At 44.6% G+C, this 14,535-nt stretch carries 11 protein-coding genes; 5 read left to right on the forward strand and 6 right to left on the reverse strand.

Annotated elements, in window-relative coordinates; genetic code table 11:
- Positions 1–41: 41 nt before the first annotated feature.
- The 3 genes from BW928_RS04305 to mtgA form a co-directional block, all read right to left on the reverse strand.
- A complete protein-coding gene (locus tag BW928_RS04305; protein ID WP_076555012.1) occupies positions 42–530 on the reverse strand; it encodes a YchJ family protein in 489 nt (162 codons plus the stop codon).
- Positions 527–2,650 carry a polyphosphate kinase 1 gene (ppk1, locus tag BW928_RS04310; protein WP_076555085.1) on the reverse strand — a complete coding sequence of 708 codons (2,124 nt, stop codon included), beginning with the start codon at positions 2,648–2,650 and terminating at the stop codon, positions 527–529. Before ppk1 ends, BW928_RS04305 begins: the two co-directional genes overlap by 4 nt.
- A gap of 292 nt (positions 2,651–2,942) precedes the next feature.
- The gene (gene mtgA, locus BW928_RS04315; protein ID WP_211277308.1) at positions 2,943–3,578 is read right to left on the reverse strand and encodes a monofunctional biosynthetic peptidoglycan transglycosylase; all 636 of its coding nucleotides are present in this window, start codon (positions 3,576–3,578) and stop codon (positions 2,943–2,945) included.
- A 97-nt stretch (positions 3,579–3,675) separates the two neighbouring features.
- Between mtgA and BW928_RS04320 the strand changes: the two genes are divergently transcribed.
- Positions 3,676–4,059: a hypothetical protein gene (locus tag BW928_RS04320; RefSeq protein WP_076555014.1), complete on the forward strand. Its 384-nt coding sequence runs from the start codon at positions 3,676–3,678 to the stop codon at positions 4,057–4,059.
- A 72-nt stretch (positions 4,060–4,131) separates the two neighbouring features.
- Here the strand turns inward: BW928_RS04320 and BW928_RS04325 are convergent, their stop codons facing one another.
- Positions 4,132–5,121 carry a polyprenyl synthetase family protein gene (locus BW928_RS04325; RefSeq protein ID WP_143821466.1) on the reverse strand — a complete coding sequence of 330 codons (990 nt, stop codon included), beginning with the start codon at positions 5,119–5,121 and terminating at the stop codon, positions 4,132–4,134.
- A gap of 345 nt (positions 5,122–5,466) precedes the next feature.
- Here BW928_RS04325 and BW928_RS04330 point away from each other — a divergent pair, with 345 nt between their 5' ends.
- The 4 genes from BW928_RS04330 (at position 5,467) to rnhB (ending at position 9,292) form a co-directional block, all read left to right on the forward strand.
- Complete coding sequence (locus BW928_RS04330; protein ID WP_076555016.1) at positions 5,467–6,549, forward strand: 3-deoxy-7-phosphoheptulonate synthase; 1,083 nt, start codon at positions 5,467–5,469, stop codon at positions 6,547–6,549.
- 130 nt (positions 6,550–6,679) lie between these two features.
- Positions 6,680–7,336: a Smr/MutS family protein gene (locus tag BW928_RS04335; protein ID WP_076555017.1), complete on the forward strand. Its 657-nt coding sequence runs from the start codon at positions 6,680–6,682 to the stop codon at positions 7,334–7,336.
- 1 nt (position 7,337) lies between these two features.
- A complete protein-coding gene (lpxB, locus tag BW928_RS04340) occupies positions 7,338–8,564 on the forward strand; it encodes a lipid-A-disaccharide synthase (RefSeq protein ID WP_076555018.1) in 1,227 nt (408 codons plus the stop codon).
- The gene (gene rnhB / locus BW928_RS04345; protein WP_076555019.1) at positions 8,561–9,292 is read left to right on the forward strand and encodes a ribonuclease HII; all 732 of its coding nucleotides are present in this window, start codon (positions 8,561–8,563) and stop codon (positions 9,290–9,292) included. The genes lpxB and rnhB overlap by 4 nt, the downstream gene beginning before the upstream one ends.
- Before the next feature lie 466 nt (positions 9,293–9,758).
- Here rnhB and BW928_RS04350 read toward each other — a convergent pair whose 3' ends face one another.
- Positions 9,759–11,414 (reverse strand): dihydrolipoyllysine-residue acetyltransferase, encoded by a 1,656-nt coding sequence (locus tag BW928_RS04350; RefSeq protein ID WP_076555020.1) that lies wholly within the window; start codon positions 11,412–11,414, stop codon positions 9,759–9,761.
- Between the two features lie 12 nt (positions 11,415–11,426).
- Positions 11,427–14,252, reverse strand: a complete 2,826-nt coding sequence (gene aceE / locus BW928_RS04355; protein WP_076555021.1) for a pyruvate dehydrogenase (acetyl-transferring), homodimeric type — start codon at positions 14,250–14,252, stop codon at positions 11,427–11,429.
- Positions 14,253–14,535: the final 283 nt, after the last annotated feature.

Consider the following 14,535-nt stretch of genomic DNA (forward strand, 5'->3'; position numbering starts at 1 on the left):
AAAAAGCAACAACTGTTTATGCGGTATGTCGTTTGTCATATTTATAAAAATCTGCCGCAGCACGACTGAAATTTTTTGCCTGATTTACATGGGCAGACAGCTTGTCTGTTTCGCAGTATCGGCACAGTTGGATCCAAAAAATACCAGCAAGGCTTATTTTGAGCATTCATCATCTGCACAAAGACCGAATGCTCCTCGTGGCATTCTTGCACACCTGTGTCATTATAAATAAAATCTGCACAAAAATGCACTTTGCTGTGCAGCCTATCTAATTTTGCCACTTGTTTGATGGTCAATTTTTGCCAAGTCAGCCGCTGTGTCCATGCCAGCAGTGCCGCCCTATCCAGCAGATGCTGTTGAATGGGCAAAGTCGTGGCGATAATATAGTCAATCTCTTGATACACAAAAGCACTGTAACGAGAACGCATCAGTCGCTCGGCATTTTCTGCAAGCTCTCCCAAATGATATGGCTGACAGCACTGCTCATAAACATCGCCCAAACCACAAGGACAGACAGATAATGTATTCATTTGATATTTAACGATATTTTATTTAATAAATAACTTTGAGCATTGTGCGTGCCACCTACCACTGGATACCATTCGCCAGTGCCTGACAATTCCCATGCCTGAGTGTCATCTTTTAGATAATTTATCAATCCATCTTCATAGATTTTTTTGAATAATTTTTTATCTAAAATTGGAAATGCCACCTCAACACGGTGTAATAAATTACGATCCATCAAGTCTGCCGAACCGCAGTACAGCCGTTCTTGACCGCCATTTTGTACATCATTGGCAAAATAATACACGCGTGTATGCTCCAAAAACCGCCCCACCACTGAACGCACACGGATATTTTCAGACAATCCTGCCACCTGTGGACGCAAGCAACAAATTGACCGCACAATCAAATCAATCTGCACGCCTGCTTGGCTTGCTTCGTACAATTTATTGATAATTTTGCGTTCGGTTAGGGCGTTGAATTTCATAATCACTCGCCCAACTTTGCCCGCTTTGGCATGAGCAATCTCATCGTCAATCAGTCGCATCAGCGTATCATGCAGTGTAAATGGTGCGTGCAAAATCTGCTTGGAAGGCAACGGTCTGCCCATGCCAGTCAATTGCCAAAATACCCCAGCAACATCTTCGGTAACTTCTTCATTGGCGGTAAATAATCCATAATCCGTATATGCCTTGGCATTGCCTGCGTGATAATTCCCTGTGCCCAGATGTGCATAACGGCGGATTTTGCCCGCCTCACGGCGAATAATTAGCATCATTTTGGCGTGCGTCTTGTAGCCGACAATGCCATAAACCACCACCGCACCTGCCTCTTGGAGCATATTTGCCACAGCAATATTGGATGCCTCATCAAACCTTGCACGCAGCTCAATCACTGCCGTTACTTCTTTGCCATTACGAGCAGCAGCGGCAAGTGCTTGGACAATTTCTGAATTAACCCCAGAGCGATAAATTGTCTGCTTGATTGCCAGCACATCAGGGTCATTGGCCGCTTGCCACAGCAAGTTCACCACAGGGCTAAAGGCATGAAATGGGTGATGCACCAGCACATCTTGACGAGCAATGGTGGCAAACATTGAGCCTGTGTCGGCTTTGTTTAAGCCCTGAAACGCCTTAGGAATGGCGGCAGTAAATGGTGAAAACTTCAGCCTTGGATAATCAAAACTGGTCAAAAGCCGTGTCAAATTTACAGGGCCGTTCACACGGTATAGCTGCGAGCTATCCAATGCAAATTCCCTTAACAAAAATTCGCTGATTTGCTGTGGGCAGTTGGTCGTTACCTCCAAACGCACCTTTTGCCCAAAGCGGCGATTATTAAGCTCGCCTTCTAATGCTTTTGCAATATCATCAACATCATCAGCCAGTGCAAGGTCAGCATTACGCGTTAGGCGGAATTGATAGCAGCCTGTTACTGTCATGCCCAAAAACAACTCGCCAATATATTCATGAATCACCGCCGAAAGCATGACATGATGGTCCTTGCCCCCTGTTAGCTCATCAGGCAGGCGAATGACGCGTGGCAGCGAACGCGGGGCTGGCACGATGGCAAGGTTAATATCACGACCAAAGGCATCTTTGCCATCAAGCGTTACAATAAAATTTAATGATTTGTTTGCCAGTCTTGGAAACGGGTGGGCAGGGTCGATACTAATCGGCGTCAAAACAGGCATCACCTGACTGACAAAATACTCTTTCATCCATGCACGCTGCTTGTCATTTAGCTCATCACGCTTTAGGTAACGGATTTCATGCTTGGCAAGCTCGGGCAAAATATCCTCATTGAGCATACGATATTGCTCATCAACCGCACCGTGGGCGATTTTGCTGATGATTTGTAAAATTTCGCTGGGTTTTCTACCATCTAAACTGCTGACTTGATCGCCTTGTTTCATTTTTTGTAACAAGCCTGCAACACGAATCTCAAAAAACTCATCTAAATTTGACGAAAAAATGGTCAAAAAGAACATTCGTTCCAACAAAGGGTGATTGGGATTTGCCGCTTGTGCCAAGACACGCAACTGAAATCTCAATGCCGACAAATCACGATTAATGTAGCAATTTGGCGTAAACTTACCCTTTTCATCAAACAAACCCTCAAGCTCAATCAAGGCTTGGTTGGCTGTCATGCGATTATCTTGAGCTGTAGGCGGGATTGTCGCGGCTGTCTCATGCTGTTTATTTGAGCTATTCATCATATAATTCCCAATTGTCCTTAAAAGGCGAAAAATAATCATCTCTCGCCTTGGCTATATTTTTAATTTTATCTTAATTAATACATCATTATAAATTAAATATCCGACCGCTTGCTAAGTGCCTTTTATTTTGCCAAATTTGGCAGCATCGTCCAACTGTCTTTTAACCATTCTATGGCATTTTTATGACAGTTTGATGACAATCCAAGGCTATAAACTGACAAACTCAAGGCAATCTTGCACTGTTCATACGCCGCAAGATAATCCGCTGTTTATTACGCAGGCGTTTGGCGGTTAGATTTTTGCCGTAGTATTTGGGATTGGGCAATAGTGCGATCAATAACGCCGCTTGCTCACGATTTAGCTTGGCGGCTGGACGGCGAAAATAATGCCAAGCCGCCGCCTCAATGCCATAAATCCCCTCGCCAAATTCAGCAACATTCAGATACACTTCCAAGATTCGTTGCTTTTGCCACAGGCTTTCCATCATCACTGTAATCAGTGCCTCTTCGCCCTTACGAATATAAGAACGATGCGAGGTTAAAAATAAATTTTTGGCAAGCTGCTGGCTGATGGTCGAGCCGCCCACACTAACCGCCCCTTCTGCCTCATTGGCACGCATGGCTGCTTGTATGCTGGCAAAATCAAAGCCTCGATGCGTGCTAAATTTCGCATCCTCGCTGACAATGGCGGCTTGCTTGACAGGGGTGGCAATTTTGTCATAATCCACCCAAGTTTGCACAACCTCACCGCCTGATAATCTGTGCCAAAGCATGAATGCAGAAGTTTGCACAGGTGCATTCGCCCACCAAATAAGCAGTAAGGCAACCAGCAACTGAATGCCAAAAAATAGCAGCAACATGGGTGCAATTACCCATTTAAAAAGCCAGCGAAACACGCTAAAATAACCCCTATTTTATGCCAAATACACAAAACACCTTAAGCAAAAAAACACCGCCATGTCTACCATCTTAAGCCCCAGCACCCGATTGATACTTGCACAACTCAACACAAATAAGCATCTTTTGAGCCACGCTCACCCAGATGGCACACAAATCATTGCTGAGATTTTGGCTTGTTTTACGATAACTCATGCAGCAAAAACATGGTATCTGCTTGGCACTGATGGTTGTCATTTATGCCAAATTGCTACACAAACAGTTAATCAAGCATTGAGTATTATCACAAATCCGCCCACACTGGCAACGCTTGATTTAAGCGATAGCAGCGATTTATTACTCGTTGATATGCTTGGCAGCAGCATTCCTATTTTGATTGCCAACAATCGCCTGCTGTGCTATCCCTTTGGCTTGATGGATATTACCCAAATCATCAATCCGTAGATTTTTTCGCCAAAATCATGATATTATTAAAATTTTTTAAATAATATCAAAAAACTACACCTTTAACCCCACCTAAGATAGGCGAGAGCTGGCAAGTTTGGTCAATTGATACAGCCCGTCTCGATAGCGATTGTCAGGCAAGCGTGCCAGTGCTTCTTGTGCCAATCTGGTCTGCTCAAGTGCTTGATTTTTGCAGTATTCTATTGCCCCAGATTGTCGCACCAAGTCAATCAGCACCGCCGCATCATCTACCTTACCCGTCTGAACAGCAATGCGTAATTTATCATAATCATCACTGGCTGAATTTTTTAGAAATTCTAATGTTTTTATGATTGGCAAAGTTGGCTTACCTTCTGCCAAATCATCACCCAAATTCTTGCCCATGATTGCCATGTCGCCACTAAAGTCCAGCACATCATCTATAATCTGAAAGGCATTACCAAAATGATAAGCAAACGCCCCCAAATCATCAAGCAGCTCATCACGACCCTGCAATAACGCCGCACCTTTGGTCGCCATCATAAACAATCGTGAAGTTTTGCCGTCAATGATTTGCATATAATCCGCCTCGCAAGCCTCTGGATTGTGCTGATGTTGTAGCTGTAGCACCTCCCCTTCGGCAATATCGCAAGTGCCATCGCTAAACAGCTTTAGCAGTGGCAAATTATTAAACCCAACCAATAAATTAAAAGAACGGGCAATCAAATAATCCCCCACCAGCACCGCTGTGGCATTGTCCCAAGTGGCATTGGCGGTCGGCTTGCCACGACGCAGCCCTGAAGCATCGATAACATCATCATGCACCAAAGTTGCCGTATGCAGCATCTCGGTAATCGCCGCCAGCTGCATTGCCTGCTCACTTTGTACATCTTGCAGCATTCGGGCGGTCAATAGCGTAATCAATGGACGCATTCTCTTGCCACCAGCGTCAATCACATGCTTTGAGACACTCATCACCAGCTGCACTTTGGAATTTAGACTGCCAAAAACCTGCTTATCCATGATGGCAAAATCTTCATCAACAATTGCCTGAATCTCGGCATAACTCATTGCGTCATTCATACTCAACACTATCTGCTTGATTATAAAAGCACTATAATAGCACAATTTTATACATCTTGAAATCCAAGAACTTGGGATTGGTTGGTCAATTTTGACAGAAACAAAGAAGCTCCGCTAACAAACCCAACTTTACCAGACAACGCCATGCAGAAATTTGCTGATTTTTTGGCACATGATTGTAAAAATTTCACAAAAAATTGTCAGAAAACAGCATTTTTGGCTTGTAATCAATAGCAACAACAGGCATAATGTGCTTTATTTTCTCTATGGCATCGCCTCATTGAGCCAAATAGTATCGCAGCAAATCAAATCAAGCTGCCAACTCATATAAAACAGGGAGCTAACATGAGCCAGCCTACCACACAGCACAAAGAAATTGATGACGTGAATATTGAAAAATTCATTCCGCTGATTACGCCAAACAGCCTAAAATCCAAACTGCCCTTATCAGACAATGCTTATCAAACTGTCCTAACTGGTCGCAAAGTTATTGAGAATATCTTAGACGGTGTGGACAAACGCATCTTGGTCGTTGTTGGTCCTTGTTCTATACATGACCCAGTTGCCGCCCAAGAATATGCTGATAAATTAAAAATTCTTTCAGAAGAATTAAAAAATGAACTGTTCATTGTCATGCGTGTATATTTTGAGAAACCTCGCACCACCACAGGCTGGAAAGGATTAATCAACGATCCTGACATGAATGACAGTTTTGATATCGAAAAAGGCTTGCACATTGCACGCAAATTATTGCTTGAGCTGAACGAAAAAGGCTTACCTTGTGCCACCGAAGCCCTAGATCCAAACACGCCACAATATATCCAAGATCTCATCAGCTGGTCAGCAATTGGTGCACGCACCACCGAAAGCCAGACACACCGAGAAATGAGTTCTGGTCTGTCTTGCCCTGTTGGCTTTAAAAATGGTACCGATGGCAGCATGACGGTTGCGGTCAATGCCATGCAAGCGGTGCAGTCAGGTCATAGCTTTTTGGGTTTGTCTGGTGATGGTCAAGTCGCTATCATCAAATCAAAAGGCAACAAATACGCTCATGTCGTCCTGCGTGGCGGCAATGACAAGCCAAATTATGATGAAACTGCTGTCGCTGCCGCCGAAAATGAGCTTGCCAAAGGCAAAACCAACGGCAAAATCATGATTGATGCCAGCCATGCCAACAGTGGCAAAGATCCATATTTACAACCCATGGTTATCCAAAATGTCGCAAGCCAAATCGCCAATGGCAACCAGTCGATCATGGGGCTGATGATTGAGAGCCATCTTAAAGGCGGTCGCCAAAACATTCCTGTGAATTTGGACGACTTAGAATATGGCAAATCAGTTACCGATGGCTGTCTGGATTGGGAGGCAACGGTAGAAACCCTACGAAAATTTGCCAAAACCATCAAGCCACATCTGGCAAATCGCTGATTACACCACAAGGTCGCCCATGGGCGGCTTTGTCGCTTTGGCCAATTAATTTAGCAGCAACACGCTTATTAGCACCCTTATTAGACAAAAATCCAGCAAATTTGCCCAAATTTATCACGCATAAATTAGTATGAGTACACCAAGTTTTAAAGATATTTTATCAAAATCACAGCAGCAAGCACTTGCCAAGCTTAGCAAACCTGAGCCCACTGTAACTGCCCAAAAAACCCCCGTAGCAGCTGACAGACCAACAAGCCATGATGATAAGCAATTATTTTTGCAAGCCATGCACGGGGTCGTACCACTAAAAAACACGCCAACCGTCAGCCAAAAAAAACCAACCGCCGTTGATGATAATACACTACGCCGCCGCATGGCAGCACAAGGTGATGAGCAAATCGGTGGCACATTATCAGACATGCAAGCACTGCTAAATCCCGTTGCTGGCGAGGCATATTTATCCTACAAAAACCCAACGCTACAAAACAAAGTCTTCGAGCAATTAAAACAAGGCAAATTGCGGTGGTATGACGCTGTAGATCTGCATGGCTCAAGCATTGAAGAGGCAAGATCTGCCGTACAGCTGCTGATTCATCAGTCGATCAATCAAGGCGAAACTGTCGTAAAAATTGTACACGGCAAAGGCAAAGATGCCATCATCAAAACCTGCGTCAATGGTTGGCTACGACAAATGAACGAGGTTATGGCATTTGTTTCGGCACCAGCCAATGATGGCGGCAACGGTGCGGTATTGGTATTATTAAAAAAGAAAAAACTGGGCGACTAAGATGAGCAATCCTACCTTAACCATCGGTATCGTTGCAGGCGAAGTCTCTGGCGATGCATTGGGCGGTGATTTTATGCAGCAGATGAACCAACTTCACCCGAACATTCGCTGGGTGGGTGTTGGCGGACAACAAATGGCAGCACAGGGACTAAATAGCCTGATTGAGATGAGTCGGCTGTCAGTCATGGGGCTAATAGAGGTCATCAAGCATCTGCCCGACCTTGTGCGAGCAAAAAAACAAATTTTATCAGCATTTTTTGATGAAAAAATTGACATCTTTATCGGTATTGATGCTCCTGATTTTAACCTTAGACTGGGTAAGTCATTAAAAAAACAAGGGATTTTTTGTGTGCAATATGTCAGCCCAAGCATTTGGGCATGGCGAGAAAACCGCATCAACAGCATCAAGCAAGCAACTGATTTGGTGCTGTGTTTATTTCCATTTGAGCTGGCAGTTTATCAAAAACATCAGCACCCTGCCGTTTGTGTTGGACACCCCTTATTGAGCAAACTTCACGCCGATACACGCCCCATGCCTGTGCGTCTGCACGAATTTATCCAGCAAACCACAGCATTTGGCACGGCAACACTGAAGCAAGCCAGCCACCGCATTTGCCTTATGGCAGGCTCTCGCAATGGTGAGATTCATGCTATTTTGCCACTATTATTAGACAGTGCCAAAAAAATTCATGACATGCTGCCAAACAGCCAATTTATCCTACCTGTCATCACGCCAGCACAAGCTGATTTGATACGGCAAATCGCACAAAACACACACCCAGACCTGCTGGCAGCTTTGCATATTTTGCATAACAGCAACCAAAAGCCAAGCGATTTATCTTTAAGCCATGCCTGTATGAATGTCAGTGATGTTGTTGTGCTGGCTTCAGGCACAGCAACGCTTGAATGTCTATTGCTAAACCGCCCAATGGTTGTTGTTTATAAAATGAACAAATTAAGCTTTGCCATCGCCCAGAGACTCGTCAAAATCCCCTATGTTGCCCTGCCTAATATTTTGGCTCATGGACAAACTGGCAAGGCGATCGTGCCTGAGCTTATCCAGCATCATGCCACTGCCGAGACAGTCAGTGCCGAAGTTTTCGGCATACTCAACAATCAACAAGCACAAATACAACTGCTACAGCAAACCACTGAGACCTTGCGTGCAGACAGCCATCATGGTGCCGCCCAGTCGGTATTACAAAGCTATTTTCAGAACAAATTATGATTGATCATTCACTCATCACACAATGCAATATCATCACCAAGCCTGATGCCAAAATCAGCGATACGCCAGTTATTATCGGTATTGACGAGGTTGGCAGAGGAGCATTATTTGCCAATCTTACTGTCGCTGCAGTAATTTTACCTGCAACATTTAGCGGTGAATTTAATTCGGTGGATTTACGCACAACCCCAATTGAGTTGATTAACGACAGCAAAAAACTCACAGCAACCCGCCGTGAGCGATTGTTTGAACCCATAAAACTGCTGGCGGCTGATTATGCAATTATCGATGTACCACGCAGTGTCATTGATGAAATCAATGTCTTGCACGCCACTTTGCTTGGTATGCGTCTGGCAATCGAAACTCTGGTTGCTCGCCATCATCTCGTGCCACGCAATACCCAGATTGTTGTTGATGGACATCAATTCCCGAACCTACAAGGCGGCTGTGCTGAATTTTTTTATCAAAATCAAACTCTTATCAAAGGTGATGCCACTCACAGCAGCATTGCTTGTGCCAGCATTCTTGCCAAAGTGCATCGCGATCGCCAAATGTTACTTTTGGATAAGGTATATCCAGAATACGGACTTGCCAAGCATAAGGGCTATCTCACCGCCCAGCACAAAGCCGCCATCACCACGCACGGCATCTTACCCGAGCATCGCCGCAGTTACTCACCGATTAAAGAGCTGTTTGCCACAGGGCATCTGAATCATAATTTTTGGTAATTTTGCCCACAATCAACCATGCAGCAGCCCATTATGCCACTGACAAAAATTGGTTTTAATTTTATAGCCATGCAAATACTTGCATCTCGTACAAAATGCCAAAATGGCATATTGGTGGCTTTGTTGTCTTTTGGTGCAACTGTGAAAAATCAGCCACTGATATTATCAATGAATCATAATTTCAGCTCAGCTTAATTTATCTTAAAAATAAAAATTAATCACCAATTATAGTCATCATAATGACTATGCCAGTTTAACATTAGATAAATTAATAATACTTATTATTTATAATATTTTATATCAGCTATTGATGGATAATGTGATGGCAAATATTTATTGATAAAGGTCAGCATATCAAATTGCCCAAATCAGCGTGTGGCATTGACCCACAACAAATCCCCAATTGCTGATTGATGGCAAATAAAAAAAACAGCACATCAACGATATGCTGTTTTTTGGTGTGTAATCAAAGCAAAATGCGACGAGGATCTGCAAGCAGTTTGGCGATATAACGCGTAAACACGGCAGCATCTGCTCCATTGATGACACGGTGGTCGTATGACAGCGACAGTGGCAACATCAAGCGTGGCTCAAAGCTCTTGCTGGCAGCATTCCAGCGTGGTTGGAATGATGCTTCGGAGATGCCCAAAATGCCAACCTGTGGCCAATTGACCAGTGGCGTAAATGCTGTGCCACCCAAGTTGCCTTGGCTTGAGATGGTAAAGCTGGCACCTTGCAGTTCTTTTGCAGACAGTTTTTTGTCTCGTGCTTTTTTGGCAAGCTCACCAATTTCAATGGCAATCTGCTTAATGCCTTTGGCTTGGGCATCTTTAATCACAGGGACAATCAGACCATCATCAGTCGCTACGGCAATGCCCATATTGACCGATTTGCGAATCAAAATTTGCGTGTTGTCATCAGACAGATGGCAGTTGAATTTTGGATGCTCGGTCAGGGCATACGCAACCGCTTTGACAATAAATGCCAAAATCGTCAAGCCAATGCCCTGTGCCTTAAATTCACCTTTTAGCTCATTACGCAGATTTTCAGTATCTGTAATATCCGCCAAATCAAACTGGGTTACTTGTGGCAGATAAGTGTTATAATTAAGCTGTGGGATTGAGACTTTTTGTAGACGAGTCAAATCCTCAACCTCAATCTCACCCCAAATCTCTTTATTGCTCATATCAGGCAAGTTTGGCAAGCCTGAACGCACATCTGCCGACGCTGTGGTCGCTTGTGGCTTACTGGCAGCACCATTCATCACCGCTTTAACAAAGGCGAATAAGTCCTCTTTTAGGATGCGGCCATGGGTGGCAGTGCCTGTTACGGTGCTAATATCCACACCCAGTTCTCGTGCCAATTTACGCACAGCAGGGCCTGCATAGACATCTTTTGCTTTTTCGTTCACAACCTGTTCAGGCAGTTTGTCGGTGGTCGCTACAGGCTTGCTTGGGCTTGTCTCTGCTGCCTTTGGCTCAGCTTGCGTTTGAGTTGGTGCAGATTTTTCTTGGGTGGTTTTGCTTTCTTGTGCCACAGGCTTGCCAGCAGCTGCAATGGTGATAAACGCTTGTCCATTGCTGACACTGTCGCCTGCTTTAACCAAAATTGCCTCAACCACACCATCGGTTGGCGATGGCACTTCTACCGAAGCCTTATCAGATTCAACCAAAATCAGCGGTTGGTCTTTGCTGACGCTGTCGCCAACTGCCACCATGATTTCTGCAACTTCTGCTGATTCTACACCAAGGTCAGGTAGGTTGTGCGTCTGGCTGCCACCAGTAGCTGCAGCGGTCGGTGCTGACGGCTGCTCTGCTACTTGTTGCTCATCAGCAGGCTCGCTTGGCTCTGACTCCACTACCGCATCGGTCTGTTGGGTTTCATTCGTTGATACAGAAGCTGACTCGATTGTGAATAACAAGCTGCCTTCGCTGATATTATCGCCTGTATTGATATGAATTTGCTTAATCACACCAGCAGTTGGCGATGGCACTTCTACCGAAGCCTTATCAGATTCAACCAAAACCAAATTGTCATTCTCGCTGACGCTGTCGCCAACTTTTACCATGATTTCGGCAACTTCTGCTGATTCTACACCCAAATCGGGGGCTTTGATTTCCATCACATTCTCCTATTATTTGGGTTCTTGGATATTGCTATCGTTTAATAAAGCTGCATCAGCCTTGTCCTCGCTGCGACCTTGCTGATTAATAGCCTCATCTGACTCTTCAATCAACTCTGGTACAGGATTTGGGGCACGCGTAGTTTTTGGTGCTGGTGCATCTGGGAAAAAGTCATACTGTGGCTGCGGCTGCCAAGCGGGTGCTTGGTCTGCATCAATATCGAAGCTATTGATTGCATCTTGTACAAGGCGGACATTAATTTCGCCCTCATCAGCCAGTTTTTTCAAGGTGGCGACCACGATATGTTCAGCATTGACATTAAAGAAACTACGCAATTTGGCACGGCTATCCGAACGACCAAAGCCGTCAGTTCCAAGCGTAACATAAGGGCGAGAGTCAGGCAACCAGCCACGGATTTGCTCTGAATAGTTACGCATATAATCCGTTGCAGCAACCACGATACCCTTGTGAGCAGCCAATTGCTGAGTAATCCATGGTGTCTTTTGTTCGGCGGTTGGGTGCAGACGGTTATAATCATCACACGCCATACCATCACGGGTCAATTCATTAAAGCTGGTTACACTCCACACATTTGCCGTGATGCCAAACTCTTCTTGCAAGATGCGAGCCGCTCTTTGAACTTCACGCAAAATCACCCCAGAACCCAACAGTTGCACTTGGGTAGAACGATTGTCCTCAAGCAAGTACATACCACGCTTGATGCCTTCTTCAATACCTTGCGGCATGGCAGGTTGCTCATAGTTTTCATTCATCAGCGTAATGTAATAATACACACGCTCACCCTCGCCATACATACGACGCAAGCCATCGTGCATAATTACCGCCAGCTCATAGCCATAACATGGGTCATAGGTAACACAATTTGGCACCGTGCCAAATAAGATATGACTATGACCATCTTGGTGCTGCAAGCCTTCGCCATTGAGCGTTGTGCGACCTGCTGTCGCCCCAAACAAGAAACCTTGAGCCTGACAATCGCCTGCAGCCCATGCCAAATCACCAATGCGTTGGAAACCAAACATTGAATAATAAATATACATTGGAATCATTGGCAAAGCATTCACCGAGTAACTGGTTGCCAATGCAATCCAAGCACTCATCGCACCTGCTTCGTTAATACCCTCTTCTAGCATATGGCCGTCTTTTGCCTCGCGATAACCCATCAAGGCTTCGGCATCTTCGGCAACATAATTCTGACCTACCGATGAATAAATCCCCAACTGACGGAACATACCCTCAAGACCAAAGGTACGAGCTTCGTCAGGAACGATTGGCACGACATATTTGTTCAGAGCCTTGTCTTTTAATAGTGCTGACAGCAAGCGTACAAACACCATCGTTGTTGATTGCTCTTTGCCTTTTGAGCCTTGTAGTACCTGATCAAAAATAGACAGCTCAGGAATTTCTAGCGGAATATGACCGCTGCGGCGAGCAGGCAAATGACCACCCAATGACTCACGGCGACCCATCAGATACTTATACTCTGCCGAATCTTCACTTGGGCGATAAAACGGCAATTGCTTTAATTGCTCATCGGTAAATGGCAAATCAAAACGATCGCGGAAATACTTCAGTCCTGTTTCGTCCAATTTTTTTAGTTGGTGAGCTTTGTTTACAGCCTGAATTTGGCTTGACAGGCCATAGCCCTTGACAGTTTTTACCAAGATTACCGTTGGCTGACCTTTGGTTTTCATGGCTGCACTAAAGGCTGCATATACTTTTTTCGGATCATGGCCACCACGGTTTAAGTGCATAATGTCCTCATCGCTTAGCTCTTTGGCAAGCTCTTCTAATTCTGGATATTTGCCAAAAAATTCTTTGCGTACAAAGGCACCATCGCGTGCTGCATAAAGTTGATATTCGCCATCAACAACTTCTTCCATGCGTTTTTTGAGTGCACCTGATTTGTCTTTGGCAAGCAATGCGTCCCAATGATCGCCCCAAATCACCTTGATTACACGCCAGCCTGCACCACGAAATACCGATTCAAGCTCTTGGATAATCTTGCCATTACCACGCACAGGACCATCTAGTCGTTGTAGGTTACAGTTGATTACCCAAATCAGGTTGTCAAGTTTCTCACGACCTGCCATTGAGATTGCACCCAAGCTCTCTGGCTCGTCCGTCTCACCATCACCCAAAAATGCCCAAACCTTACGATCTTCATCTTTAATCAGACCGCGATTGGTTAGGTATTTTTGGTTGCGTGCTTGATAAATTGACATCAACGGCCCAAGACCCATTGATACGGTTGGAAATTGCCAATAATCAGGCATCAAATAAGGGTGCGGATAGCTTGACAGACCCTTGCCATCAACCTCACGGCGGAAGTTTTCTAGTTGCTCTTCAGACAAGCGACCCTCTAAAAAAGAGCGAGCATACATCCCTGGGGCTCCATGACCTTGGTAATAAATCATATCGCCGCCGTGATTTTCGCTTGGTGCACGCCAAAAATGGTTAAATCCTGTTTCGTACAGCGTTGCTGATGATGCAAAAGTCGCCAAATGCCCGCCCAAATCGTCATTATTTTGGTTGGCACGCATCACCATCGCAAGTGCATTATATCGCACCAAAGCACGGATTTTGCGTTCCATGTGCAAATCGCCCGGATAAGTCGGCTCATCTTCGACAGCAATGGTATTGATGTAAGCTGTATCCAAGCGATTAAACGGCAAACCTTCTTGTGCTGCCATGTTGTATAGTGCTTTTAATAAAAATTGTGCACGATCTTTGTCGGCATTTTTGATGACCGATTCAAAAGCATCTAACCACTCTTGGGTTTCGATGTGATCGGGATCGTTATAATAAGTTGTCATTACGCTTACCCTAAAATTAAATTTAATCAGTCTTTCATAAAATCACACAAAAGACCGCATCAACACACAAGCAGCTGCCCACTCATGCAACTTTATTCACTGCTCAAGGTGAACATGAATACACTTTAGTCTGTATTATAAAAGGATTTGGTCAAAAAGTTTATGCAGTAAAATAAATATCATCAGAATATTCATTTATTTAAAAAATACCAACACAGCACCAAATCATCTCACAGACTCTAATTTGTAGCAATGATAAATCTGCCACGCACAAGGATTATTA

Origin of the sequence: Moraxella cuniculi DSM 21768 (assembly GCF_900156515.1) — a bacterium.
Classification (GTDB): domain Bacteria; phylum Pseudomonadota; class Gammaproteobacteria; order Pseudomonadales; family Moraxellaceae; genus Moraxella; species Moraxella cuniculi.

Coding starts and splice junctions, on each gene's coding strand:
- BW928_RS04350 (WP_076555020.1), bottom strand. CDS start 11,414: ATGGAAATCAAAGCCCCCGATTTGGGTGTAGAATCAGCAGAAGTTGCC.
- BW928_RS04330 (WP_076555016.1), top strand. CDS start 5,467: ATGAGCCAGCCTACCACACAGCACAAAGAAATTGATGACGTGAATATT.
- BW928_RS04320 (WP_076555014.1), top strand. CDS start 3,676: ATGTCTACCATCTTAAGCCCCAGCACCCGATTGATACTTGCACAACTC.
- lpxB (WP_076555018.1), top strand. CDS start 7,338: ATGAGCAATCCTACCTTAACCATCGGTATCGTTGCAGGCGAAGTCTCT.
- BW928_RS04335 (WP_076555017.1), top strand. CDS start 6,680: ATGAGTACACCAAGTTTTAAAGATATTTTATCAAAATCACAGCAGCAA.
- BW928_RS04325 (WP_143821466.1), bottom strand. CDS start 5,121: ATGAATGACGCAATGAGTTATGCCGAGATTCAGGCAATTGTTGATGAA.
- aceE (WP_076555021.1), bottom strand. CDS start 14,252: ATGACAACTTATTATAACGATCCCGATCACATCGAAACCCAAGAGTGG.
- mtgA (WP_211277308.1), bottom strand. CDS start 3,578: ATGTTGCTGCTATTTTTTGGCATTCAGTTGCTGGTTGCCTTACTGCTT.
- ppk1 (WP_076555085.1), bottom strand. CDS start 2,650: ATGACAGCCAACCAAGCCTTGATTGAGCTTGAGGGTTTGTTTGATGAA.
- BW928_RS04305 (WP_076555012.1), bottom strand. CDS start 530: ATGAATACATTATCTGTCTGTCCTTGTGGTTTGGGCGATGTTTATGAG.
- rnhB (WP_076555019.1), top strand. CDS start 8,561: ATGATTGATCATTCACTCATCACACAATGCAATATCATCACCAAGCCT.